The sequence below is a fragment of the Aureimonas endophytica genome (assembly GCF_014642635.1).
Lineage (GTDB): Bacteria > Pseudomonadota > Alphaproteobacteria > Rhizobiales > Rhizobiaceae > Plantimonas > Plantimonas endophytica.
Genome location: NZ_BMIQ01000002.1, coordinates 508,475 through 531,446, shown reverse-complemented (window position 1 = coordinate 531,446; position 22,972 = coordinate 508,475). Strand labels below are relative to the sequence as shown.

Below are 22,972 nucleotides of genomic sequence, written 5' to 3'. Positions count from 1 at the left end.
ACTCATGACCGCGAACCTGCTCGAAATCCGCGACCTCCACAAGCGCTACGGCCAGGTGGAGGTGCTGAAGGGCGTCGATTGCGACGTGAAGCCCGGCGAGGTGATCTCGATCATCGGCTCGTCGGGCTCCGGCAAGACGACCATGCTGCGCTGCGTCAACATGCTGGAGGAATTCGAGGGCGGCACGATCCGCATCGACGGCGAGGAGATCGGCTTCGAGACGAAGGGCGGCCAGCGCCGCCGCAAGCCGGAAAAGGAGATCGCCCGCCAGCGGGCGCTCACCGGCATGGCCTTTCAGCAGTTCAACCTCTTCCCGCATATGACGGCGCTGGAGAACGTCACGCTCGGCCTGAAGCTCGTGAAGAAGCTGAAGGACGAGGAGGCGCGCAGCCTCGGCGAGACCTGGCTCGACCGGGTCGGGCTTCTCGCCCGCAAGGACCATTATCCGTCGAAGCTCTCCGGCGGCCAGCAGCAGCGCGTCGCCATCGCGCGGGCCATCGCCATGAGCCCGCGCCTGATGCTTTTCGACGAGGTGACCTCGGCCCTCGATCCCGAACTCGTCGCCGAAGTGCTCCAGGTCGTGCGCAGCCTCGCCGAGGACGGCATGACCATGCTTCTCGTCACCCACGAGATGCGCTTCGCCTACGAGGTGTCGAGCCGCGTCATCTTCATGAATCAGGGGCGGATCGGCGAGGAGGGCGACCCGAAGGCGATGTTCGCCGCGCCGAAGACCGAGCGCCTCGCCGACTTCCTCAAATCCTCCCGCTTCGATTGAAGGCCAAAGGAAACAGCATGTCCCTCATCCGATACGGCGCCGGCGAGACCGGTGCCGGCAAGCAGCCCCTGCCCTTCGCCCGCGCGGTGGAGGCCGATGGCTGGCTCTACGTCTCCGGCCAGGTGGCGATGGAGAACGGCGAGATCGTCTCCGGCGGCATCGTCGCGCAGACGCACAAGACGATGGAGAACCTCGTCGCCATCCTGAAGGAGGCCGGCTACGGCCTGGAGGACGTGGTGCGCGTCGGCGTCTGGCTGGACGATCCGCGCGACTTCTGGAGCTTCAACGGCGTCTACGCGCAGTATTTCAAGGATCATCCGCCGGCGCGCGCCTGCGTGCAGTCCTCCATGATGGTGGATTGCAAGGTGGAGATTGACTGCGTGGCCTATCGCCGGAAATAAGCGGCTTTCCACAACGGGGACGCGAGAATGGACAAGCCGGTCGACGAGGTCGCGAACCGCCGGGCGCGGGGCCTCGAACGCGCCTTCGACATTCTCGACTGCCTGCGCGACGCGCGCCGGCCGATGCGTCCGAACGAGATCGCGACGGCGCTCGGCGCGCCGCGCTCCACCGTCTACGAGCTGGTCGGCCTGCTGACTCGGCTCGACATCCTGGAGCCGAACGGCGGCGAGGGCCGCGTCTTTCTCGGCCGCCGCCTGTTCCTCTTCGGCCAGGCCTATGCCGACCGCTCCGACATCATGCGCGAGGCGGCGGCGGTGCTGGATCGCATCGTCGAGGACGTTCGGGAAACGGCGCAGTTCTGCCTGCTCGACGGCGACAAGTATACGGTCGCCATGATGCGCGAGAGCTCGCGCCCCTTCCGCATCTCCTCCAGCGTCGGCGAGCGCACGCCCATCCCCTGGACGGCCTCGGGCCGGCTGCTGCTCGACCATCTCAGCGACGCCGAGATCCTCGCCTTCGTGCCGGCGGAGGATTTCCGCCTGCCCTCCGGCGAATGGCTGGCGCCCGAGACCTTCCTCGCCGAGGTACGGCAGGCGACGCGCGACGGCTTCTTCACCTTCGATTCGATCGTCGACAGCTATACCCATTGCTTCGCCGTGCCGGTGCGCCGGCCGGACGGCGTCGCGTCGGCGACGCTCTGCCTCGTCGCCCCGAAGGCGGATGCCAAGGCGAACCATCGCGCCTATGTCGACTGCCTGCTCGCCAATGCCGAGCGGCTGGGCGTCTGGTATGCCGATGCCGGCCCGGCGACGCCCGCCCGGTCGCCGGCCTGATCAGGCGCCGGGGCCGATCAGCGAGGCGAGGCGGCGCAGCGCCAGCCGATAGCCTTCCGTGCCGAGCCCGGCGATCACGCCATCCGCCCGAAGGCTGACATAAGAATGGTGCCGGAAGCTCTCGCGCTTGTGGACATTGGAGATATGCACCTCGATCACCGGCCCCTCGAAGGCGTTCAGCGCGTCGAGGATCGCGACCGACGTGTGGGTGAAGGCGGCCGGGTTGATGACGATGCCGGCGGCCGCGTCGCGCGCCTCGTGGATCCAGTCGATCAGCTCGTATTCACGGTTCGACTGGTGGAAGCGGATCGCGTGGCCGAGCTCTTCCGCCAGCGCCCGGCAGTCGCGCTCGACATCGGCCAGCGTCTCGCGCCCGTAGATCTCGGGCTGGCGCTTGCCGAGGAGATTGAGGTTCGGACCGTTGAGGACGAAGATCAGGCTCATGCCACGATCTCTTCCGCGCCGAGCCGCGCCTTGGCAAGCGGTTTCGGCGGGACGGCGCGGACAAGGGCGCGATAGGCTTCCGCCATCGCGGCCGGGCCGGGCGGCGGGGAGGTCGCGGCAGCGATCCGGGTCCCGAGATCCGGCTCGGCGAGAAGGCGGCGCAGGAGCGCGGCGAGCGCTAGCGCATCGCCCGGCGCGAAGAGCAGCCCGTTCCGCCCGTCCTCGATCATCTCCGCGATGCCGCCATGGCCGGCGCCGATGACCGGCCGCTTCGCCGCGAAGGCTTCCTGGATCACGATCGGCGCGTTCTCGACATAGGTCGAGGGGACGATCGTCCAGTCGACGCCGCCAAGGCGCGCCGGCAACTCGTCGCGCCGATAGGCGCCGGGCCAGGTGAGGACGCCCTCCGCGAGAAGCGGCGCGCGGAGCGACTCGACCAGCGTTCGATACCAGGGCGACTGCGCTTCCAGCCGGCTGCCATGCACCTCGACGGCGAGACGGGCGCGCTCGTCCGGCGACAGGCGATGCAGGGCGGCGAGCAGCACGTCGAGCCCCTTTTCCGGCCGGACCTGGCCGAAGAAGCCGAGCCGCAAGCGACCCGCCGGCCGGGGCGTCGGGGGCGGCGCGAGCGGCGCCAGCCCGTTGGCGACGACGGCGATGCGCTCCGCTTCGAGACCCCAATCGCGATAGAGGCGGGCGAGGAAGCGCGAGGGCGCGACGAAGCGGTCGACGGCCGCGAAGGCGGCAAGCAGCGTTTCGCGGCGCGCGGCGAAGGCCTCCGGCGCATGGTCCGGAAAGCAGGCGTGGCAGGCCTTAGGCGACGGGCCGGAACAGGGCCGGCGCTCGAAGTCCGGCCGCGTCAGGAGCCCGGCATTGTGGCAGAGCGCGGCATAGTCGTGCAGCGTCAGGATCAGGGCCGCCTGCGGCAGAGCGCGCCGGATCTCCGGCAGGATCTCGATCCCGAGATGGGCGAAATGGTGGACGAAGACCGCATCGGGGGCGAGGCGGCGCAGGAAGACGTGGAAGCGGTCGAGCGAGCCCCCCTCCCCCCAATGCTGGAACCAGTCGCCCGTCCGGCGGCGCCAGAGGAATTCGCCCGGCGCGACGGCGGCGATCGCGCCCGGCGCCAGATCCTCCCGCCCCGTGCGGGCGAGAAGCGCCGCCGCCTCCACCGCCAGATCGGCGCGGAGCGCGCGGAACAGCGTGTCGGCGGCGAGTTCCCCGCCGCCGATCCCGGCCCCGACATGGCCATGGGCGATGACGAGCGCCCGCATCGCTCAGCGCTCGCGCAGCGATTCCGCCAGGTTCTCCAGAACCGGCGCGGTGATGTATTGGAGGACGCTCCGGCCCTCGGTCGGCAGGATCACGCTCGCCTCCATGCCGGCGACGAGCTTCGGCCGGACGTCGTCGGGGATGCTCGCCGCCTCGATCGCGACCTCGATGGGATAGAAGGGCGGCGTGCTGGCGCCCGACTCGCTCACCACGTCGCGCGAGACGAAGCGCAGCGTGCCCCGGATCGCCTCGCGCCGATATTTCATCAGGCTCGCCAGATGGATCTCCACCGCCATGCCCTCGTGGACGCGGTCGATATCGGCGGGCGGGATCTTGGCCTTGACGGTGAGGACGTCGGAATCCGGCACGACGTCGAGCACCGGCTCGCCGGGGCGGATGACGCCGCCGATCGTGAAGACGCGCATCTGCTGCACCGTGCCGGCGACGGGCGAGCGCAGATCCGTGCGCGACAGCATGTCGAGCGCGATCTGCCGCTCCTGACGGAAATTCGCCACCTGCCGGCCGATCTCGATCAGGGCATTGGCCGCTTCCTGGCTATAGTCCTTCCTCACCGCCTCCTTGCGCAGTTCCAGTTCGGCGATCTTGTCCTCGCCCTTCACCGCGTCGTTGCGCGCCTTCTTGATCTGCGCCTCGAATTGCGCCTTCTGCCGCTCCAGCGGGGTGACGCGGCTCATGGCGACGAGCCCCTTGGCGAGAAGCGGGCGCACGCTCGCCAGTTCCTTCTCGACGCTCGCCATCTGGTCGGCGGCGGACTGCATGTCGAGCCGGCTCTGAGCGATCTCGTTCTTCGCCTGCTTGACCTGCGCGTCGACGAGTTCCATCGAGCCGGACAGCACCTGGCGGCGCGTCTCGAACTCGCGGTGATTGTCCTCGATCGCGTCCGGCGCATAGCCGCGCAGGAGCCGCAGCGCCTCTTCCGGCACGACCATGTAGTCCTTCAGGTCGCGCTGGGCGCCGTAGCGCGCTTCCGTCGCCAGCGCCGTCGCCAGCGATTTCGCCGCCGCCGCCGCCGTCGCCTCGATGCGCGTCGTGTCGAGCCGCAGCAGCGTCTGGCCCGCCTCGACGCGGTCGCCGTCGCGCACCAGGATCTCGGCGACGATGCCGCCTTCGAGATGCTGGATCGTCTTGCGGTTGGATTCCACGGCAAAGCTGCCGTTCACCACCACCGCCGCGTCGATATGGGCGAAGGCCGCCCAGCCGCCGCAAAGGCCGACGCCGAGCGCCAGCACCAGATAGCCGAGGCGCAAGGAGGCCCGCCAGTCGGTATTGACCGGCGGCGGCGCGGCGAGCGTCAGCGGCGCGTCGCTCATGAGGCCCGCGCCGCCTCGAGGTTCAGCACCGGCGGCATGGTGGGCGCCGGGTTCTTGAGGCGCGGCAGGCGGGCGAAGATCTGCTCGCGCGCGCCGATCGCCTGCACCGCGCCCTCGTTGAGGACGAGGATGTCGTCGCAATAGCCGAGAAGGCTGATGCGGTGCGAGACGACGATCACCGCCGCGCCGGCATCGCGCAGCGCCTGCATCGAGCGGCCGAGCACCTGTTCGGCCGCCGCGTCGAGATTGGAATTCGGCTCGTCGAGGACGACGAGGCGCGGCAGGCCGTAGACCGCCCGCGCCAGGGCCAGCCGCTGGCGCTGGCCGCCGGAGAGCGTGTGGCCGCCGGGTCCGAGCCGCGTCGCGTAGCCCTGCGGCAGGAGGCGCACGATGTCGTGGATGCCGGCGAGTTCCACGGCGGCGAGGATCTTCTGGCTCGTCGCGTCCGGATCGAAGCGCGCGATGTTCTCGGCGACCGTTCCGGGCAGGAATTCCACGTCCTGCGGCACATAGCCGATATGGCGGCCGAGCTCGTCCTGGTTCCAGTGCGACAGGTCCTGCTCGCCGAAGACGATCTGGCCGCGCCGCGCCTTCCAGATGCCGACGACGAGCCGGCTGAGACAGGACTTGCCGGCGCCGCTCGGCCCGACGATGCCGAGGATGCGGCCCGGCTGGAGCGTGAAGGACACGTCGTTGACGATCGGCTTCTCGGTCTCCGGCGGTCCGCCGACGAGGCGGGACACGACGAGCGGCCCGCTCGGCGCCGGCAGGCTGAGATGCTTCGTCCGCCCGTCGATGCCGCGCAGGAGACCGTCGAGGCGCTTGGCCGCCAGCCAGAAGGACTGGATGGCGCTCCAGTTGGTGATGATGTGCTGGAGCGGCCCCTGCGCGCGCATCATCATCATCAGGACGACGAAGAGCACGCCGATATGGATGTCGCCCTGCAGGAACAGGAAGCCGCCGAGCCCGTAGACGATGATCATCTGGCCGTTCTGGACGATGCGCGGCAGGAGGCCGATGCGGGCGGCGCGGGCTTGCGCCGCGACGCGCCAGCCGACGCCCTCGCTATGCAGGTTGTACCAACGCTCCGTCAGCCAGGGCAGCATGCCCATGACGCGCAGCGCCTCGGCATTGCGCGACACGGCGAGGCCGAACTCGTTCGCCTCCGCCTCCATGCGCTGCGCCGCCTTCAGGTGCCCGGCGGCGAGATAATGGGTCGCGACGGAGGCGGCGCCCGAAAAGGCGAGAAGGGCGAGGATGAGGACGCCGAAGGCCGGGCTGATCGCGAACATCACGATCACGAAGAGCGGCGACCAGAAGGCGTCAACAAGGGCCGAGAGCGAGGGGCCGCAGAGAAAGCGCCGCACGGTCTGGAGATCGGCCAGCGCCTGGGCGGGGGTTCCGCCCGGCCCGCGCTTCTCGCGGTTGAAGGCGTCGAAGCAGAGCCGCGTCAGCTTCTGGTCGATCACCGTGCCCATCCGCTCCAGCACCTGGGCGCGCACGATCTCCAGCAGCGTGTAGGTGATCGTCACCACGGCGGCGATGGCGATCAGCATGACGAGCGTCGAGGCGTTGCGGCTCGTGCCGACGCGCTCCATGATGCCCATCGGGATGAAGGACATCGCCATATAGAGGAAGGGCAGGACGAAGCCGAAGGCGAAGAGGGCCGCGTAGCCCTGGGAAAAGTCGCGGAACAGCCCGAGAAGCGGCGAGGAGGCGAGCGGCTTCATGCGGAAGCGACACCCCAGCGCCGTGGCGGGGCGCAAGGATACGGACGTCCGGCCGGGCGGCGCGAATCCCGCCGCCGCCTTCCGCCCTCTGATCCGTGCCGGACCCCTCCCACCAGTCTCGTGTCCCCTTTGCCGCCGGGGTTTTGGCCGAGGACCCGCCGCCGCAAGCGTCAGGCCTTCGCACCCCCTTGCCTAAGAAGATGGCAGAGGCGGGTAAAGCTCGATTTAAAAGGAGAATTTCACGCGAATCGGCCCTTCGGCCGCTTCGCTACATCCGGCTCTTGACGCCGTTCCGCTCGATGAAGGCCTTCATCCGGTCGTAGCGCTCGGCGAAGAGCGACTGGAAGCGGCCGAAGCGTTCCGGCGCCAGCGCCTCGGCCAGGGTCTGACGCTCGAAGGCTTCGGGGCTGTAGATCGGCAGGTCGAAGGTCTCGGCGAGCTCGGTCGAGCGCGTGTCATAGGCGAAGAGCACGCCCGGCACGCCGACCGCCACCGCCGGCAGCACCGCATGGACCCGGTAGCCGAGGGCGGCGTCGAATTGCGGCGCATAGACGTCGTAGTCGCCCGGCGCGCCGACATAGAAGAGCCGGCTTTCGTAGAGGCCGCGCAGGAGCCGGCCCGTCACCTCGTCGAACCAGCCCTCGGCGACGAGCTTGGCCGCCGCCGCCTCCATATGGCGCGGCGCCTTGAAGAAGAAGGCCTTCTCCTCCGGCTCGCCATGGCAGGAGAGATAGAGGTCGGCGACGAGGGCGAGCTTGGCGATGATGCGCTTCTGCGTGCGCTGGAACTCGGCCGGATCGACGGCATAGGTTGTGCCGACCTCGCGCCGCAGGCTGAAGGTGACGCGGCGCGGACCGCCCGGCGCATGGCGCAGCGTCAGCGTCCGGTCGAGCCCGCGGAACATCGACGGACAGCCGACGATCTCCAGATTGTGGATGCCGTTGCGATGCAGCGTCTCGGCGCTGAAGGCGCCGCGCACGCCGATGACGGGCGCGCGGTCGGCGATCGCCTGCCAGACGCGCCGGCCCTCCTTCGGCAGGATGATCGGCCGTTCCTTCTCGGCCTGCGCCCCGACGCCGATGACGAGGACCGGCAGGTCCAGCGCCTCGATCCAGTCGATGAAATGGCCCCATTCCATCTCCTCGTGGATATAGTTGGAGCCGCGCAGCATGATGAAGTCGCAGGAGGACTTGATGCGGCGCACCCCCTCTTCCGTCACCGGCTCGTCGATATTGAGGAGATGGCCCTCGCTGTAGTCGACGAGACGCAGCGTCGAATCGTACACGCAGATGTCGCCGGTATTGTAATAGGCCTCCAGCGTCGACTGGAACGGCATGTCGAACCAGACGGCCTCGTGATTGTTGAGGCGACGCCCCGAATATTTCACCAGTGCAGCGCGCATCGCACCAATGTCCCTCGCGGCGTCATCGTGACGAATTCGTTTCCGACCATCGCTCAGAACGATTAAAACTCTCTGGATCGCTCCGCTCAGAAGGCGGAAAGAAGTCCGGGCTCCAGCATCGGCCTCGGCTTGGCCGCGCCGGCGAGGAGTTGCGTGGCGCGCGGCAGGCAGACGCTCTCCAGATCGTAGCGTTCGATGATGCGGGCCCGCGCGGCGCGGCCCTTCTCAGCATGGCGCGCCGGATCCGACAGGACGTCGATCAGCGCCTCGGCGAGCCGGGCGGGCGCGTGGAAGGGCACGAGGATGCCGGTCGAGCCGTCGATCGCCTCGCGCACCGGCGCGGTGTCCGAGGCGACCATGACGCAGCCCGCCGCCATCGCCTCCAGGCACGACCAGGACAGGACGAAGGGATAGGTCAGATAGACATGGACGGAGGAGACGCGCAGCACGTCGAGATAATCGGCATAGGGCAGATGGCCGAGGAAATGCAGGCGCGACAGGTCGATGCGGTCCGCCACTTCGTCGAGGAAGATGCGGTGCCAGGTGTCGCCGCTCGGCGGGCGCTGGCCATAGGAGACGCCGAAGCCGCCGACCACCACGACGCGCGCCTTCGGCCGCGCCCGCATCAGCTCCGGCAGGGCGCGCATGAAGACGTGATAGCCGCGCAGGGGTTCGAGATTGCGGGCGACGAAGGTGACGATCTCGTCCTCGCGCGTGACGACGCGGCCGTCGTCCAGCCGGCAGGAGGCCGCCGGATCGGGCGCGACGAGCGCGGTGTCGATGCCCTCGTGGACGATCGCGATCTTGTCGGCGAACTCGGCCGGGAAGGTCGATTTCTGCCAGCGCGTCGGGGTGATGGCGCCATCGGCCTCGACGAGCGCCAGAAGGCTCGCGGCGTTGCGGGCATGGAGCCCGGCGAGCCCGTCGACGCCGAGGGCCGGGAATTCCGGATCGAAATTCACGTCCGATCCTTCCGCGCGGTAGAAATATTCGCAATAGGCGAAGATGCGCGCCTGCGGAAACACGGCGCGCAGCGGCAGGGTCTCGCCCCAGCCGGAATGGGCGACGACGACATCCGGCGTGAAGCCCGTCTCGGCCAGCATGGTCGCGACATAGAGCGCCTGTTCGGCGCGCCGGCATTCCAGGTCGAACCTGCGGGCGAAGGGATGGGTATGGGCGACGGAGGCCGGCGCCAGCGCGTAGCGATGCAGGACGACGCCCTTCAGCGGCCGGGCGTTCTCGGCGCCGATCGCCCGCACCTCGTTGGCGGGATCGCGGGCGAGACGGGCCGCGACATGCCGGAACTGGGCGGGAAAGTTGTTGTGGACGAAGAGATATTTCACGGCGCCGCCCAGGCGGGGTCCGGCGTGGCCTCGTCGTCCGGCGCGGAAAACAGCGCCCCCTCGCCCGCCGTCTCGAACAGCGTCTCGATCACGCCTAAGACGGCGCGCGGCATCAGGCAGAGCGCCCAGAGCGCGAAATGCCGGCGGGCGACGCGGATCTCGGCGAAGCCGGCGGCGAGCGCCGCCTCGCCGAGGCTTTCGGCCGTGAAACCGGTGCGATGCGCCATAAAGCCATGGCCGCCGGCGATGGAGGCGCCATGGCCCCAGAGCATGTCGCGCGCCGTGATCGGCCCGGCCGGCGACTCGTAGGCCGTCGCGTCGAGCCCCTTGTCGAGGACGAGCCGCGCCACCGCCTCGACATCCGGGCAGGTGAGGAGCGCGAAGCCTGTCGGCGCGAGGACGCGCCGCCACTCGCCGAGCGCCGCGCCGACCCGATGCGCCGGCAGGTGCTCGAGATTGTGCGAGGACCAGACCGCGTCGAAGCTCATGTCGGGCACGAGCGCGCGTAGATCCGCCATGTCGCCGACGATGTCTGGCGCGACGCCCGGATCGATGTCGAGCCGCACCGCCCGCCAGGACGGATCGCGAAACACCGGATGCAGGCGGGACAGGCCCGGAGGCCCACTGCCGACATTGAGGACGCGGCGCGACGTCACGGCGCGAAGCCCTCGACATGGCGCATCGCCGGCAAGGGGGGCGGGGCAAGATCGTGCCAGTCGACCTCGGCCGGATCGGCCTCGAAGAGATCGCTCGGGTCGAGCGCGAAATTCAGCGTTTCCAGATTGGCGAACATGAAGTCGAGCGGATCGGCGCGCGGCGCGCCCGTCTGCGTCTCCGCCGCGCCCGATGCCGGCTGGAGCGCCGCGCAGCCGGGCGCGAGCGCCCGGCGCGAGAACAGGATCGCCGTCGCGAGGTCGAGCGGCAGGAAGGATTCGTGCGCGAGCGCCGCGACGGCGCCGGGATCCAGCGCGGCGAAACGCTCGGGATCGATCGTGAGGAAGGGCGTCGCCTCGCCGCCCGGCCGGCCGAGCGGCGCGAGAATGCCGGCGATGCCGAGAAGGTCGAGGGCGCGCGTCAGCCGCTCGCCGCCCTTGCGCAGCATATGCAGCGTGTTGCGGATGGCCTGCATCTCGGGCGCGAGCGTGCCCGTGGCCGGATCGAGGCAGATCGGCTGGCCGCGCGTGCCGATGCGCCGAGTGCCGGGCAGGACGAGGATCTCGTCGATCGGGCGTTCCGACGGCCGGCCGGCGAGCACGAAGGGAAAGGTGCGCAGCGCGATCGGCAGATAGGGCGCGAGCCAGCGCCCCTCGCCGCCGACCTGGGGCTTGGCGAGCAGCGACGGGTCGAGCACCGCGCCGAGGCGCGGCAAGCCGCCGACGAGACGCAGCGCGAGCGGCAGATGCTGGGCCGAGAGGTGGAATTCGGTATCGTTCAGCGCGATCCAGCCGAGCCTCGGCGCGAAGTCGAAGCGCGCGAGCGGTTCGAGCCGGCGGTCGGCCAGACTGGCGAGGGGAACGGGGCCGGCCTCGCTCATGGCCGCGCGCCCGCGCGCATCGCGGCCGTCGCGCCGCGCGCCGCGCCGAGCAGGGCTCCCGCCCGGAACAGCGACAGGCGGTGCAGCCCGAGCAGCCGCGCCGCCGGCGCGCCGAAGCGCGACAGAAGCGCGGCGAGGCGCGGCCCTTCGAAGGCCTTCGGCGCCACCACCAGGAGATCGTCGACGCGGGCGCGCCTCCCATGACCGAGATCGAAGTCGAGCGGCCAGGGCTCCAGCAGCTTCTCCTCTTCCAGGGCGCGGCCGATGCCGATTGTCGCGGCGAAGTCGCGCTCGAAGATCGCGAGCGCCCGCAGCCGCAGTTCGGCGCCGCGCGACAGGCGCCCGTCCGGCCCGGCGATCGCCGCGCCCGCATCGGTCGGCGCGTCGGGGATCGCCGCGTCGAAGAGGCGCGGATTGTCCCTCTCCGCCAAGGGGACATGGGCTGGCAGCACGAAGGGATAGGCCTGGAGGAGAAGCGGCAGGAGGGCAAGCGCCCGCTCCGCTTCCGGCGGAAAGCCCGACCCGTCCTCCAAAAGGCTGCGCAGCACGACGAGCTCGGCGCCGTTGGTGCCGCGCCGCCAGACGAGCGGAAAGGCGCCGGCCAGCCGCTCGGCTTCCACCGCCACCGCCGGCACGACGCGCTCGCGGCGCGGCATCGGATAGGCGAAGGGCGAATAGATGCGCGTCGCCATCAGCGCGCCGGCGAGCGGCTGGGGGTTCTCGCACAGCATGTCAGGGCCGGCAGGGCACGAAGGCGGAGAAGCCTCCGGCCTCGCCGTCGCGCGCGAAGGAGAAGTCGCCGTCGAGATCGAGCATCATCAGATGCCGGCCGCCGAACACATATTCGACGCCGCCCCCGGCGAGCGCCTGGGCGCCCGGCCGGTGCGCGCCTTCCACGACGTCGATCACATGCTCCCGCGCCGCCCAGAGGCCGATCACCGGCGGCACATGCGGAAAGGCGTTGCGCAATTCGCGGCGGATGCCGGAGAGATCGCCGGGCGTCAGCGTGTCGCGGATCTCCAGCTCGGCCGGCTGGAGCATGTGCATCTCCACGAGATCGGCGGCGGCGAGCGCCGCCTCGTCGCAGCGCGCCGTCACCTGATCGGGGGGCGAGCGGAAGGCGAGCGCCTGGCTGTGGACGCCGAATTCGCCGAGAACGCGCAAGGCGTCGAAATGCGCCTGGCTCAGCCAGCCGCGCGCCAGCATCCAGGCGAGCGAGGCCGGGTCGCGCCCCTGGCGCCGGCGATCCTCGCCCACCGCCTCGCGCGGCACCAGGCAGGCGCGCGATTGCTTCAGGATCGTGCTGCCGCCTTCCAGCCGCACGTCGAGGACGCGGGTGTCGTGCCAGGGCTCGGGCGCGATCGGAAAGCCGAAGCCGACGACGCCGTCCCCGAAACCGGCATCGAGAAGGTCCTGGCGGAAGAGATTGACCGTGCCGCCGCCGATGCAGGTCTCGTCGACGAAGGCGAGGACGCGCGCCCCGGTCAGCGGCAGGCGCGGGCAGGCGATCCAGCCCTCGACGCGGCTGCGCGAGACGAAGTCGATATGGCCCCGGATCATGCGGGCATGGCCGGCGCGGCGCGGGCGGCGAGCATCGCGGCGAAGAAGGCGAGATAGCGCTCCGCCATGGCGGCCGAGGACGGCGCCGGCGGAATGCCGGCCTTCAGCGTCGCGGCATTGCGCGGATCGGCGGCGAGACGCATCGCGCGGACGAGATCGCCGGCATCGCCGAGCCGGAAATGCAGGCCCGACACGCCGTCGCGCACCTTTTCCGCCATACCGCCGATGCCGGTGCAGATCACCGGCGCGCCGACCGAATAGGCCTCCTGGATCACGACCGGCGAATTCTCCCACCATTTGGAAGGGATCAGCACATAGTCGCACTCGCCCATCAGCCGGTGCACCGAGGCGTTGTTGTAGGCTCCGGCATAGGACAGGAAGGGATGCGCCTTCACCGCCGCCTCGAAGCGCTCGGTGAAGGCCGCCGACTGGCCGATCAGATTGCCGTGGATGCGGATGCGCAGCCGCGCCGAAAGCTCCTTGTCGCGCGCCACGATCTCGGCGGCGTCGAGAAGCAGGTCGACGCCCTTGAACGGGTTGATCTGGCCGAAGAAACCGAAGGTCCAGGTATCGCCCGCCTTTTCCGGCCGATGGTGCTCCGGCAGGTTGAGGAGGCCGTTCTCGATCACCGTCATGCGCTCGGGCGGCAGGCCCCAGTCGAGGAAGCGCTCGGCCAGGAACCGGCTCGGCGAGACGAAGCCGGAAAAGTCGCCGAACGCGTCGAGCATCGTTTCCTTGCGCATGGCGAAGCGGGTGCGCGGCACTTCGGGAAAGCAGGTGCCGCAGGCCTCGTTCGTCGCCCGCTCGCAGAGGAGTTCTGCACCCTTGGTGATCATCTGCCCGTGGTTCTGGCAGATCGCCAGGAATTCGTGGATCGTGAGGAAAGCGGCGATGCCGGGCAGCGCCTTGGCGGCGCGCAGCGCGTTGAGCCCCAGATTGAAGAAGTGATGGAAGTTGACGAGGCCGATCCGCTCCTCGGTCAGGAGGCGGACGAGCTGCGCTTCCACGCCGCGCGGCGCGACATGGTAGAAATGGTCGTAGCGCTCGCCCTCGTAGAAGACGGCGAATTCGAACTCGTCGGCGAAGGCGAGCCTGCCGCGATCGGCGAGATTGCATGCGCCGATATAGATCGCGTCGATGCCGATCTGACGCAGGCCCCGGAACAGCGAATAGGCGGCGATCTCCGCGCCGCCCTTCGACAGCGAGGGATGGGAATGGGAGACGATGGCGATCCGCTCCGGCAGGAGACGGCGGGCGCGGCCGAAGCGCGGAACGGGGTCGATCCTCATAGCCCGCCCTCCCCGGACATCCGCATCAGATCCTCGTCGATCATGTCGGCGAGGCGCGCCGGGCGCGGCCGCTCCAGCCGGATCGCCGCCGTCCCGATCACCCGGTCGCCGGGCGCCGGGCGCGGCAACCCGCCAAAGCGATAGGCGCCGCGCAGGAAGCGGGGCGCCCTGCGGCTCCAGCCGAGAAAGCCGACCGTGCTCCAGCCGAAGCAGACGGAGGAGAGCGCGCCGTCGACGCGATCCGGGCGGCCGGTATCGTCGACGATCTCGAAGCGGTCGAGCCCGTGGCCGCGCCGCGTAAGGCTCGCCATGGCCCCGTCCCAGCCCTCCCCGGTCGGGACGAGGCCCCGGCCGACATGGACGAAGCGCTCGGCGCCGAGCGCTTCGAGGATGAAGGGCAGCTCGCCGAGAATGTCTTCCTCGTGGCTGGTGCCGAAAAGCGACAGCGGCGCGGCGACGGCGTCCTGCAATTCGCGGAAGAGCAGCTTCGCCTCGCCGCGACCCGGCCCCTGGTCGGCGACGAGGGCGACGCCTGTGCCGGCCGGGGCCGATGGCAGGCGGCGCGCCAGCTGGTCGAAGGCGAGGCGCAGATTGGCCGGCTCGCCGGGCAGGCGCAGCACCAGGACGCGAAGCGCCGGCGCCGGCTGGAAGAGCGGTGCCGGCTCGCGCGTGCGCTCGTCGATCCGCCGGCGCGCGGCGTCGAGAAAGGCCGGATAGAAGGGCTCGTGGCGCAGCGCCGGAAACAGGCGCAGCACCTCCTCGCCATCGGCGAGAAGGTCGAGCCGCCGCAGGGCTTTCGGCTCGACGCGCTGCACCGCCATCGAGCCGTCGTCATGCACGATGCGCAGGAGCGGCGCGCCCGTCGCATTGGCCGGCAGCGCGCCGCGCAGGGCCGCGACGAAGCCGGCCCGCGCCGTGACGGAGGCCGCGCCGAAGACCGGCTGGAGATCCGGCCGGGGCCGGAAGGCGGTGGAGGCCTCGTCGGCGATCATGGCGCAGTCGCCGAGCTTCAGATGGAAGGTCTCGATCCGCTTGGCGGGGCTGACCGCCCAGCCTTCCGCGAGACAGCCGAAGCCCGGCAGCATCAGGAGACGGTCGATGCCGCCCTCGGCCACCATGCCCGCCGCCGCCGCATTGCCGGGCAGCCAGTTCGAGCCGGCGCCGACGAGCTGGCCGAGCGCCTCGGCGACGGGTCCCAGCGCGACGGGCTGCACCTGCGCGAAGGCGGCATGCAGCGCCTCGGCGCGCAGGAGCTTGGTCTGGGCACCGTAGCGCAGATGGTACTGCCCCTGGCGCCCGACATAGACGAAGCCGTCCCTGGCGGCGGGCGGCGGCGCCCAGCCGGTCTCCATCAGACCGATCACGCCGATGGCGCTCGCCGGCAGGTCGGCGCGCTCGTATTGCAGGATCGCGATGCCGGCCGGATATTTCTGGCGGTCGAGGATGACGGCCGGGAATTCCGGCTCGGCGCCGCGCTTCATCCAGCCGACGAACCAGACCTGGCCCTCGCCGGCGAGATGCAGGGCCTCGATCTGGCCGATCTCGTTGTCGGAAAAGGGGCGGAGCGGGAGCAGCGCCGTCGCCTCCGCCTCGGCGCGGAAGGCGGCGAGACGCGCCAGGAGCCGGTCGCCCTTGGTGATCCTCGGCTCGGGCGCGGCGGCGGCGCCGAGCAGCGCCCGGCGCCAGGCGGATGCCAGCTCGCCGACGCTCGGAAGCCGGCCCGTGGCGGTGGCGAGCACGGCATCGGTGCCGGCGACGCGGATCGCGACCGGCAGCGACCGGCGTCGCGCCGAAAGCTTGGCGAGGCGGGTGAAGATCTCGGGCGGAAAGCGGAAGCCCGGCAGGCCGAGCCCGGCGGGCCGGCCGTCGAACTCGGCGAAATCGGGATAGGTCGCGGCCAGCGCGAAGGCGTCGCCGCCGACCGTCAGTTCCAGCTCGACCGGCGCGTCCGGCGCGTGTTCCGCCAGCGCCCAGCCCTCGATGCCAGCGAGCGGGTCGAAGCGCTCCACCAGGCCGCGCCAGGACAGGCCCGGCACGGCACGAGGACGATCGGAAGGGCTTGCGGAATGCGACATGGCGTTGCGTCAGCCTTCGGGCAGGCCGGGCGGCGGGAACCCTTGAACGAAGCGGATCGGCTCAGGACTGGGCCGGCCGGGCGACGAAGATGTCCACCGCGCCGCCTTCGGGCAGCACGAGCTCCACCGTGGCGCGCGCGTCGAGCATCACGAGATTGGCGGCCGACAGCGGATAGTCCACGAAGGGCGCGCCGCGCCCCGAGGCATCGGCGACATGCGAGCCTTCGAGGACGCGCAGCACCGCACGGTGACCGGCATGGACGGCGGCCACCGGCACCTCGCCGACGGCGAGCTCGGCGAGCTCGGCCGAAAAGGCCTCGGCGCTCTCGACGCGGATCGCCTCGATCTCCGTATCCATCTCGACATAGGATTCGAGGAGCGCCGCCGCCGCCGCGGCCGGCTTGTCGGTGACGATCGCCTCCTCGCCGGCATTGCGCCGCACGAGACCGCGCTCGTAGACGCCGAGCGACCAGAGAATGCGCAGATAGTCGAAATCGGCCTGGGCGATGCGGCCGTGCTTCAGCGCCCATTTCAGTTCCGCCAGACGGCGGCGCACCGTGGCGCGGTCGAGCCCCTCGACCGGCGTCGCGCCGGTGGTGACGAAGGCGCCGTGCTGAAGGAGGATCGCGTCGCTGCCTTCCAGCTTGACGACCACGGCGCCGGCCTCGCCGGGCGCGACCGAGATCGGAAAGGAGAAGCCGAGATAGCCGTCGCCCATGCCGGCATCGGCGAGATCCGGCCGGAAGGAATCGACCTTGCCGGCGCCGACGCAGAGATCACCCTTGAAGGCGAGCACGGTCCGGTTCCGCACCTTGCCGTCTTCCGTGAAGATCCAGCCCTGAATCGCCTCGGTGGTGGCGAGCTCGATATTTCCCCGCACCATTTCTGCCGAACCCCGTTCCTCGAACAACGGCGTCAGAATGTGCTTGAGGTCTTACAAACCGGTATACATTGATTCAAATAGTATTCGGCATATGGTCAGTGACCACGCCCCCTCCGGTGTTTCGCCGTCTTCGAAGACCTCCCGGCAAGCCCGGCATTGCGAGGCAAGTGGTCGTAACGACGCGGTTTATACCGTGCGGCGGCGGGCGGCGCGGCGGGGCGGCGGCGCTAGCGCCCTTCGACCCCGTAGAAGCGCGCCGCGTTGCCGCCGAAGACCTTCGCCATCCCGGCCGGACCGAAATGCCGGCCGAGCAGGACATGAGCGGCGTTGCAGACCTCGGCATAGGAGGCGGCGAGCGTCGCCACCGGCCAGTCGCTGCCGAACATCAGGCGGTCCTCGCCGAAACATTCGACCACATGGTCGACATAGGGGCGGAGATCCTCCAGCACCCAGTCTGCCGAGGCTTCCGTCACCATGCCGGAGATCTTGCAGGAGACGTTCGGGAAGCGCGCGACCGCCGCGACATGCTCGCGCCAGGGGTCGAGCCCGCCCGCCGCGATCTCGGGCTTCGAGAGATGATCGACCACCGCGCGAAGCCCCGGCACCGCCTCCAGCGCCCGCAGGACATGCGGCAGGTGGCGGGTGAAGGTGAGGATGTCGAAGGGCAGCCCCGCCTCCGCCACGAGGCCGAGATGCTTCAGCACGCGCGGGCGCAGGATATAGTCGTCCTCCGGCAGGCCCTGGAGCATCGGCCGGAGGCCGACGAACCAGGGATTCTCGCGAAACCGCGCCAAGCGGTCCGGAAAGGCGTCGTCGTCCATGTCGAGCCAGCCGACGACGCCGGCGATGAAGTCCGTCGCCTCGGCGCGTTCGAGGAGGAATTCCGTCTCGGCCTCCGTTTCCGCCGCCTGGACGAGGATCGTCCGGGCGATGCCCGAGCGGGCGAGCAGCGGGCGGAGATCGTCCGGCAGGAAATCGCGCAGGAGCGGGGCGACATGCTCGCCCATCCAGCCATAGTCGCCGCGCGCAATCTTCCAGAAGTGCTGATGGGCGTCGATCATCATGGCGTCCCCTCCCCGCGTCCGGGCCTTATGGCCGGATCACGCCCTTGCGCAGGATCACGTTGCCGTAGAGCCGGCGCTCGCCGCTGGCGATCACCGCATAGGCCTCGCGCGAGCGGGCGACGAAATCGCCCGGCTCGATCTCGGCGATGCCGATCGCGCGGCCCTCCGCCCTGTCGGCGCTCGCCTGGAAGGCGTCGTAGATCGGGCGCGTTTCCGGCGGCGCCACCATCACGGCCATCGGCTCGGCGACGAAATCGTCGAGCGGAAGGACCGAGAGGATGGCGTCGACGAGATCCGTGGCGCTGGCGCCCGGCAGGTCGACGAGACGCCTCGCCACGTTCGCCGCGCCGAAATTGGCGTCGGCGATGACGATCTCGTTGCCATGGCCCATGTCGTCGAGCAGCGCCAGGAGCTGGCCGTTGAGGAGCGGATGGATCGATTTCAGCATGGGCGTCTCGTCTTGAGGGTTTTCAGAGCGGCGGGATGAGGCCTTCGGCCTCGAGCGTCCGCCAGAGTTCGTCGGGGATCGCCTGCTCGAACCAGGCGACATTGCCGTTCACCTGGGCGGCGGTCTTCGCGCCGATCACCACGCAGGTCGAGGCCGGATGGCGCATCGGATACTGGATCGCGGCGGCGGGCAGCGGCACGTCGAAGCGGCGGCAGACCTCTTCCAGCTTCTCGACCTTGGCGACGATCGCCTCCGGCGCGTCGACATAGTTGAACTTGCGGCGGCCGGAGGTGGAGGCGAGGATGCCCGAATTGAACACGCCGCCGATGACGAGATCGACGTCGCGGGCCAGCGCCTTCGGCAGGAAGGTCTCGGCCGCGTCGCCGTCGAGCAGCGTGTAGCGCCCGGCCAGGAGACAGCAGTCGAGATCGGTCTCCTCCATCGCGTCGCTGATCACCTGCCATTCGTTGACGCCGAGGCCGAAGCCGGCGATCAGCCCGGACGCCTTCAGCTCCTCCAGCGCGCGGAAGCCGCCGCCCTTGGTGAGGGCGCCCCAATGATGGTCGTGCAGCGCGCCATGGGTGACGCGGCCGATATCGTGGACGAAGAGGATGTCGAGGCGTCCGAGGCCGGTGCGCTGGCGCGAATCGTCGTAGGAGCGCAGGATCGCGTCATAGGAATAGTCGAAGAGCTCGCGGAACGGCAGGCCGTTGTGCCAGCCGGAATCGAACTCGTTCTTCGGCGGTTCCGGCGGCAGGGTGCGGCCCGGCCGCTCGAAGGTCATCAGCCGCCCGACCTTGGTGGAGATGTGGAAGGCATCGGGGTCCTGCTCCCGCAGGAACTCGCCCGACAGATGCTCGCAGCGGCCGAGGCCGTACATCGGGGCCATGTCGAAATAGCGGATTCCGGCATCCCAGGCCGCCGCGATGGCGGCCTTGGCGTCGGCGGTGGCGACGGGGGCGTAGAGGCCGCCCAGCGGGGCGGTGCCCATGCCGATGAGCGTCAGTTCGATATCGGCGCGCTTGAGGCGCTTCTTGTCGGAGGCTTTCACGAATCTTCCTCTGGGTTCAGAGATGGGCTCGGGTCTTGCGGCGGGTCCAGACGACGAGCGCGACGCCGGCGATGAGCAGCGCGGCGCGCACGATCTGGCGCTGCGAATCCGTCCATCCGAGCAGGGCGGCGCCGGAGAGAAGCACGGCGAGAAGCATGACGCCGACCAGGGTGCCGACGACATTGGGCTTGCCCATCTTCAACGCCATTCCCCCCAGAAGCACCGCCGTCAGCCCGTCGATGAAGTAGGACGTGCCTATATAAGGCTGGCCGGAGGAAAGGTCGCCTGCCAAAAGCACGCCGGCGACCGCCGAAAGGCTTCCCGACAACACGTAGAGGAGGAAGAGAAGCCGCTCGGCCGGCACGCCCGCCTCCACCACGGCCGCGCGGTTCTGCTCCATCGCATAGATGTAATGGCCGAAGGTCGTGCGGTCCTGAAGGAAGAGCGCGGCGCCGTAGAGGAGCGCCACGAGCACCGCGATCAGCGGCACGATGCCGAGATTGGCCTTCACTAGCGCGCCGACGAAATCGGTGGAGGCGAGCGGGATCGAGGTGCCCTTGCCGATCGCCGCCGCGACCGAGCCGGCGAGCCCGCCGGTGGCGATGGTGATGACGAGCGCCGGCAGGCGCAGCACCGCGACGAGCAGCCCGTTGAGGCTGCCGATCGCGACGCCGACCGCGAGCGCGGCGAGCGCCGCGACGGGCCAGCCCGCCCCCGCCTGGACGAGGCCCGCGACGATCATCGTGCCGAGCGCCGCCACCGACATGAAGCTGACATCGATCTCGCCCGCCGCGATGATCCAGGTGAGGCCAAGAAACATGATGGCCGAGATCGAGGCCGAGCGCAGCATGTCGGTGATGTTGCCAGCGCTGACGAAGCTCGGCCGCGCCAGCGCGAAGACGAGGACGAGCCCGGCGAGGAGCAGGAACGGCCCGATGCGGACGAGGAGCCGCAGGAGGTCGAAGGGCGGGCGCCCGGCGCGCGGCAGCGGATGCGACATGGCGCTCATGCGCGGGCCTCCTTCGATTGACGCGCCGGCCGCAGCCGGCGGAGCGCCGCCCCGACCTTCGGATCGAAGGCGGCGATCGCGACGATGAGGACGGTGGAGACGATGGCGTCGGAATAGAAATACGGCACGGCCATCAGCGTGAAGCCGTTGAGCATCGCCGACATCAGGAGCGTGCCGGCCAGCGTCGCCGGCACCGAGGGCGCGCCGAAGAGCGCGGCGCCGAGATAGACGGCGGCATAGGCCGGCATCAGGAGCTGGTTGCCCGCCGTGACATTGGCCGCGCCCGAGGAGGCGACGAGTAGCGTGATCGCGAGGCAGGAGGCGGCGCCGCAGATGGCGAAGGCGGCGAGCACATAGGCCCGGACGCGGATGCCGGAATAGACCGCCGAGACGCGGTTCTCGCCCGTCGCGTAGAAGGCGCGGCCGAAGCGCGAGCCGTGCAGCACGAGCGCGGCGAGCGCCGCCGCCAGCGCGAGGATCACCACCGGCCCGTCGATGCCGAACCATTTCGAATCGTTGAGGTTGAGAATGCCGGAGGAGAAGAAGTTCTTCGAGAGCGAGGTGCCGTTCGAATAGAAATAGGAGAGGCCGACCGCCGCGCCGCCGGTCGCGATGGTGGCGACGATGTCCGGCAGGCGCAGAAATGCGACGGCGATGCCGTTGACGAGGCCGCAGAGAAGGCCGACGGCGAGGCCGCCGACGATGCCCATGGCGAGCCCGTACTTGGCGGCGATCAGCCAGCCGAGCGTCATCGCGCCGAGCGAGGCGACGCCCGGAAAGGACAGGTCGAACTGGCGCACCACGATGACGAAGGTGAGGCCGAGCGCCGCCAGCCCCTGCACCGACATGTGGCGGAGCAGCGCCCCGATATTGTTGCCGGTGAGATAGACGGGCGTCAGGCTGGCGAAGACCGCCGCGAGCAGCGCCAGCAGCCCGAGAAAGGCGAGAAGACGGAGGACGAAGGGATTCGTCCGGCGGGTCGTGGCGGAACTCATGCGGCGCGCGCTCCCATGATGCCGGCGGCGAGAAGCTGGTCGCGCGAGGCCCGGACATCGGCCACCTCCACCGGGCGGCCCTTGTAGAGGGCCATCACCCGGTCGGCGAGGCCATGGACCTCGTCGCAGTCGGAGGACATGACGATCACGGCGGCCCGCTTGGCGAGGTCGCGCATCAGCGCGTAGAGCTTCGCCCGGGCGCCGATATCGACGCCCACCGTCGGCTCGACGAAGATGTAGATGTCAGCCTCGCGATAGAGGCCCTTGGCGATGACGATCTTCTGCTGATTGCCGCCGGAAAAGCCGCTGACCGGCCGGTCGAGCTCGAAGGGCTGGAGACCGACGTCGCGGGCGAGCTTTTCGGTCGCGCGGCGATTGGCGGCGAAGCGCAGGAGGCCGCCGGCCGAGGCGCGGCCGAGATGGGCGACCGTCGTGTTGAAGGTGACGTCCGCCGTCATGGTCAGGCCTTCCGTGCGCCGATCGCCGGGCACGAGGAAGACGCCGGCCTTCAGCGCGTCGTGCGGGCCGCGAAACCGCGCCTCGCGGCCCTTGACCTTGAGCGTGCCGGCATCGACGCGCAGCGCGCCGTAGAGGGCCTTCGACAATTCGTCGACGCCCGAGCCGACGAGACCGAAGATGCCGAGGATCTCGCCGCGCCGGGCTTCGAGATCGACGCCCGAGAAGAGGCCGTGGCGCCCGAGGCCCTTCGCCTCGAGGAGAACCTCGCCGTCCGCCCGGCCGTCACGCGGCGGAAAGAGGTCGACCGCCGCCTCGTCGAGCATCAGCTCGGGGATCGAGACATTGCGCGTCGCCGCCTCCTTCGAGGTGAGGGTCGCGACATTGCGCCCGCCGCGGAAGACGGTGAAGCGGTCGGCGATCTCGAAGACCTCCTCCAGGCGATGGGTGATGTAGATGATGGCGATGCCGGCGGCGCGCAGCGTCCGCATCATCTGGAAGAGCGAGGCCTTCTCGCGCTCGGTGAGCGTCGAGGTCGGCTCGTCGAGGATCAGGATCCTGATGTCCTCGTGGCGCAGCGCGTGGAGGATGGCGACGATCTCGCGATCGACCGCCGGCATCTCGCCGACGCGCGCCTCGAGGTCGATCTCGATCGGAAAGCGCTTCAGGAGCGCCTCGGCGGCGCGGCGCATGCGCGCCCGGTCGAGCCGGGCGAAGAGGCCCTGCTTGGCGCCCTCGTGGCCGAGGAAGATGTTCTCGACGCCGGTGCAGTCCGGCACGAGTTCGGGATGCTGCTGGACGGTGGCGATGCCGGCCTCGATGGCGGCGCGCGGACTGCCGAGCTCGACCGGCGCGCCGCCGATCTCGATCGTGCCCTCGTCCTTGGTATAGACGCCCGACAGGATCTTGATCAGCGTCGACTTGCCGGCGCCGTTGATGCCGAGCAGCGCATGGATCTCGCCGGCCTCGAGATCGAAATCGACGCCGGACAGCGCCTGGACGGGACCGAAGCGCTTTCGGATGGCCTGCATCCGCAGGATCTTGGCCATGGGGCCTCCTTCGCGGGAAAGGACATG

Annotated in this window: 22 protein-coding genes; 3 read left to right on the top strand and 19 right to left on the bottom strand. The window is 69.9% G+C overall.

The features are described from left to right. Positions 1–4 precede the first annotated feature (4 nt). From IEY14_RS08760 to IEY14_RS08750, 3 genes are read left to right on the top strand one after another with little or no spacing between them, the layout of a single operon-like run. Positions 5–775, top strand: coding sequence for an amino acid ABC transporter ATP-binding protein (locus tag IEY14_RS08760; RefSeq protein WP_210318321.1), 771 nt, complete (start codon positions 5–7; stop codon positions 773–775). Between the two features lie 17 nt (positions 776–792). Then, the gene (locus tag IEY14_RS08755) at positions 793–1,176 is read left to right on the top strand and encodes a RidA family protein (RefSeq protein ID WP_188907825.1); all 384 of its coding nucleotides are present in this window, start codon (positions 793–795) and stop codon (positions 1,174–1,176) included. A gap of 27 nt (positions 1,177–1,203) precedes the next feature. Then, positions 1,204–2,010: an IclR family transcriptional regulator gene (locus tag IEY14_RS08750; protein ID WP_188907824.1), complete on the top strand. Its 807-nt coding sequence runs from the start codon at positions 1,204–1,206 to the stop codon at positions 2,008–2,010. On the opposite strand, the gene aroQ is transcribed toward IEY14_RS08750, so the two are convergent. From aroQ to IEY14_RS08655, 19 genes are all read right to left on the bottom strand, one after another. Then, on the bottom strand, positions 2,011–2,454 hold the full coding sequence (gene aroQ / locus IEY14_RS08745) for a type II 3-dehydroquinate dehydratase (RefSeq protein WP_188907823.1): 444 nt from the start codon (positions 2,452–2,454) through the stop codon (positions 2,011–2,013). It lies immediately after the preceding gene. After that, on the bottom strand, positions 2,451–3,728 hold the full coding sequence (locus tag IEY14_RS08740) for a glycosyltransferase (protein ID WP_188907822.1): 1,278 nt from the start codon (positions 3,726–3,728) through the stop codon (positions 2,451–2,453). The genes aroQ and IEY14_RS08740 overlap by 4 nt, the downstream gene beginning before the upstream one ends. Positions 3,729–3,731: 3 nt before the next feature. Further along, complete coding sequence (locus IEY14_RS08735) at positions 3,732–5,057, bottom strand: HlyD family type I secretion periplasmic adaptor subunit (protein ID WP_188907821.1); 1,326 nt, start codon at positions 5,055–5,057, stop codon at positions 3,732–3,734. Beyond that, positions 5,054–6,823, bottom strand: a complete 1,770-nt coding sequence (locus tag IEY14_RS08730) for a type I secretion system permease/ATPase (protein WP_210318320.1) — start codon at positions 6,821–6,823, stop codon at positions 5,054–5,056. Before IEY14_RS08730 ends, IEY14_RS08735 begins: the two co-directional genes overlap by 4 nt. 232 nt (positions 6,824–7,055) lie before the next feature. Continuing rightward, a complete protein-coding gene (locus tag IEY14_RS08725; protein WP_188907819.1) occupies positions 7,056–8,189 on the bottom strand; it encodes a polysaccharide pyruvyl transferase family protein in 1,134 nt (377 codons plus the stop codon). A gap of 86 nt (positions 8,190–8,275) precedes the next feature. After that, complete coding sequence (locus tag IEY14_RS08720) at positions 8,276–9,532, bottom strand: glycosyltransferase (protein WP_188907818.1); 1,257 nt, start codon at positions 9,530–9,532, stop codon at positions 8,276–8,278. After that, entirely contained in the window at positions 9,529–10,188 is a 660-nt protein-coding gene (locus IEY14_RS08715) for a class I SAM-dependent methyltransferase (RefSeq protein WP_188907817.1), read from the bottom strand. The genes IEY14_RS08720 and IEY14_RS08715 overlap by 4 nt, the downstream gene beginning before the upstream one ends. Next, positions 10,185–11,066, bottom strand: coding sequence for a SapC family protein (locus tag IEY14_RS08710; RefSeq protein ID WP_188907816.1), 882 nt, complete (start codon positions 11,064–11,066; stop codon positions 10,185–10,187). Before IEY14_RS08710 ends, IEY14_RS08715 begins: the two co-directional genes overlap by 4 nt. Continuing rightward, positions 11,063–11,797: a SapC family protein gene (locus tag IEY14_RS08705; protein ID WP_188907815.1), complete on the bottom strand. Its 735-nt coding sequence runs from the start codon at positions 11,795–11,797 to the stop codon at positions 11,063–11,065. Before IEY14_RS08705 ends, IEY14_RS08710 begins: the two co-directional genes overlap by 4 nt. A gap of 1 nt (position 11,798) precedes the next feature. Further along, positions 11,799–12,626, bottom strand: a complete 828-nt coding sequence (locus IEY14_RS08700) for a hypothetical protein (protein WP_188907814.1) — start codon at positions 12,624–12,626, stop codon at positions 11,799–11,801. Continuing rightward, the gene (locus IEY14_RS08695) at positions 12,623–13,915 is read right to left on the bottom strand and encodes a glycosyltransferase (RefSeq protein ID WP_188907813.1); all 1,293 of its coding nucleotides are present in this window, start codon (positions 13,913–13,915) and stop codon (positions 12,623–12,625) included. Before IEY14_RS08695 ends, IEY14_RS08700 begins: the two co-directional genes overlap by 4 nt. Next, positions 13,912–15,990 carry a hypothetical protein gene (locus IEY14_RS08690; RefSeq protein WP_188907812.1) on the bottom strand — a complete coding sequence of 693 codons (2,079 nt, stop codon included), beginning with the start codon at positions 15,988–15,990 and terminating at the stop codon, positions 13,912–13,914. The genes IEY14_RS08695 and IEY14_RS08690 overlap by 4 nt, the downstream gene beginning before the upstream one ends. Positions 15,991–16,051: 61 nt before the next feature. Beyond that, a complete protein-coding gene (locus tag IEY14_RS08685; protein WP_188907811.1) occupies positions 16,052–16,873 on the bottom strand; it encodes a hypothetical protein in 822 nt (273 codons plus the stop codon). Between the two features lie 227 nt (positions 16,874–17,100). Next, positions 17,101–17,937: an amidohydrolase family protein gene (locus IEY14_RS08680; RefSeq protein WP_244639393.1), complete on the bottom strand. Its 837-nt coding sequence runs from the start codon at positions 17,935–17,937 to the stop codon at positions 17,101–17,103. A 25-nt stretch (positions 17,938–17,962) separates the two neighbouring features. Continuing rightward, positions 17,963–18,385, bottom strand: coding sequence for an RbsD/FucU family protein (locus IEY14_RS08675; RefSeq protein ID WP_188907810.1), 423 nt, complete (start codon positions 18,383–18,385; stop codon positions 17,963–17,965). Between the two features lie 22 nt (positions 18,386–18,407). Next, the gene (locus IEY14_RS08670) at positions 18,408–19,376 is read right to left on the bottom strand and encodes an aldo/keto reductase (protein WP_188908121.1); all 969 of its coding nucleotides are present in this window, start codon (positions 19,374–19,376) and stop codon (positions 18,408–18,410) included. 76 nt (positions 19,377–19,452) lie between these two features. After that, a complete protein-coding gene (locus IEY14_RS08665; RefSeq protein ID WP_188907809.1) occupies positions 19,453–20,445 on the bottom strand; it encodes an ABC transporter permease in 993 nt (330 codons plus the stop codon). Next, complete coding sequence (locus tag IEY14_RS08660) at positions 20,442–21,440, bottom strand: ABC transporter permease (protein WP_188907808.1); 999 nt, start codon at positions 21,438–21,440, stop codon at positions 20,442–20,444. The genes IEY14_RS08665 and IEY14_RS08660 overlap by 4 nt, the downstream gene beginning before the upstream one ends. After that, positions 21,437–22,945, bottom strand: a complete 1,509-nt coding sequence (locus tag IEY14_RS08655) for a sugar ABC transporter ATP-binding protein (RefSeq protein ID WP_188907807.1) — start codon at positions 22,943–22,945, stop codon at positions 21,437–21,439. Before IEY14_RS08655 ends, IEY14_RS08660 begins: the two co-directional genes overlap by 4 nt. Positions 22,946–22,972: the final 27 nt, after the last annotated feature.

What these genes read in the sequence shown, in the direction of transcription:
- IEY14_RS08760 (WP_210318321.1), top strand. Translation starts at nt 5, where the DNA reads ATGACCGCGAACCTGCTCGAAATCCGCGACCTCCACAAGCGCTACGGC.
- IEY14_RS08755 (WP_188907825.1), top strand. Translation starts at nt 793, where the DNA reads ATGTCCCTCATCCGATACGGCGCCGGCGAGACCGGTGCCGGCAAGCAG.
- IEY14_RS08750 (WP_188907824.1), top strand. Translation starts at nt 1,204, where the DNA reads ATGGACAAGCCGGTCGACGAGGTCGCGAACCGCCGGGCGCGGGGCCTC.
- aroQ (WP_188907823.1), bottom strand. Translation starts at nt 2,454, where the DNA reads ATGAGCCTGATCTTCGTCCTCAACGGTCCGAACCTCAATCTCCTCGGC.
- IEY14_RS08740 (WP_188907822.1), bottom strand. Translation starts at nt 3,728, where the DNA reads ATGCGGGCGCTCGTCATCGCCCATGGCCATGTCGGGGCCGGGATCGGC.
- IEY14_RS08735 (WP_188907821.1), bottom strand. Translation starts at nt 5,057, where the DNA reads ATGAGCGACGCGCCGCTGACGCTCGCCGCGCCGCCGCCGGTCAATACC.
- IEY14_RS08725 (WP_188907819.1), bottom strand. Translation starts at nt 8,189, where the DNA reads ATGCGCGCTGCACTGGTGAAATATTCGGGGCGTCGCCTCAACAATCAC.
- IEY14_RS08710 (WP_188907816.1), bottom strand. Translation starts at nt 11,066, where the DNA reads ATGAGCGAGGCCGGCCCCGTTCCCCTCGCCAGTCTGGCCGACCGCCGG.
- IEY14_RS08705 (WP_188907815.1), bottom strand. Translation starts at nt 11,797, where the DNA reads ATGCTGTGCGAGAACCCCCAGCCGCTCGCCGGCGCGCTGATGGCGACG.
- IEY14_RS08700 (WP_188907814.1), bottom strand. Translation starts at nt 12,626, where the DNA reads ATGATCCGGGGCCATATCGACTTCGTCTCGCGCAGCCGCGTCGAGGGC.
- IEY14_RS08695 (WP_188907813.1), bottom strand. Translation starts at nt 13,915, where the DNA reads ATGAGGATCGACCCCGTTCCGCGCTTCGGCCGCGCCCGCCGTCTCCTG.
- IEY14_RS08690 (WP_188907812.1), bottom strand. Translation starts at nt 15,990, where the DNA reads ATGTCGCATTCCGCAAGCCCTTCCGATCGTCCTCGTGCCGTGCCGGGC.
- IEY14_RS08685 (WP_188907811.1), bottom strand. Translation starts at nt 16,873, where the DNA reads ATGGTGCGGGGAAATATCGAGCTCGCCACCACCGAGGCGATTCAGGGC.
- IEY14_RS08680 (WP_244639393.1), bottom strand. Translation starts at nt 17,937, where the DNA reads ATGATGATCGACGCCCATCAGCACTTCTGGAAGATTGCGCGCGGCGAC.
- IEY14_RS08675 (WP_188907810.1), bottom strand. Translation starts at nt 18,385, where the DNA reads ATGCTGAAATCGATCCATCCGCTCCTCAACGGCCAGCTCCTGGCGCTG.
- IEY14_RS08670 (WP_188908121.1), bottom strand. Translation starts at nt 19,376, where the DNA reads ATGGGCACCGCCCCGCTGGGCGGCCTCTACGCCCCCGTCGCCACCGCC.
- IEY14_RS08665 (WP_188907809.1), bottom strand. Translation starts at nt 20,445, where the DNA reads ATGAGCGCCATGTCGCATCCGCTGCCGCGCGCCGGGCGCCCGCCCTTC.
- IEY14_RS08660 (WP_188907808.1), bottom strand. Translation starts at nt 21,440, where the DNA reads ATGAGTTCCGCCACGACCCGCCGGACGAATCCCTTCGTCCTCCGTCTT.
- IEY14_RS08655 (WP_188907807.1), bottom strand. Translation starts at nt 22,945, where the DNA reads ATGGCCAAGATCCTGCGGATGCAGGCCATCCGAAAGCGCTTCGGTCCC.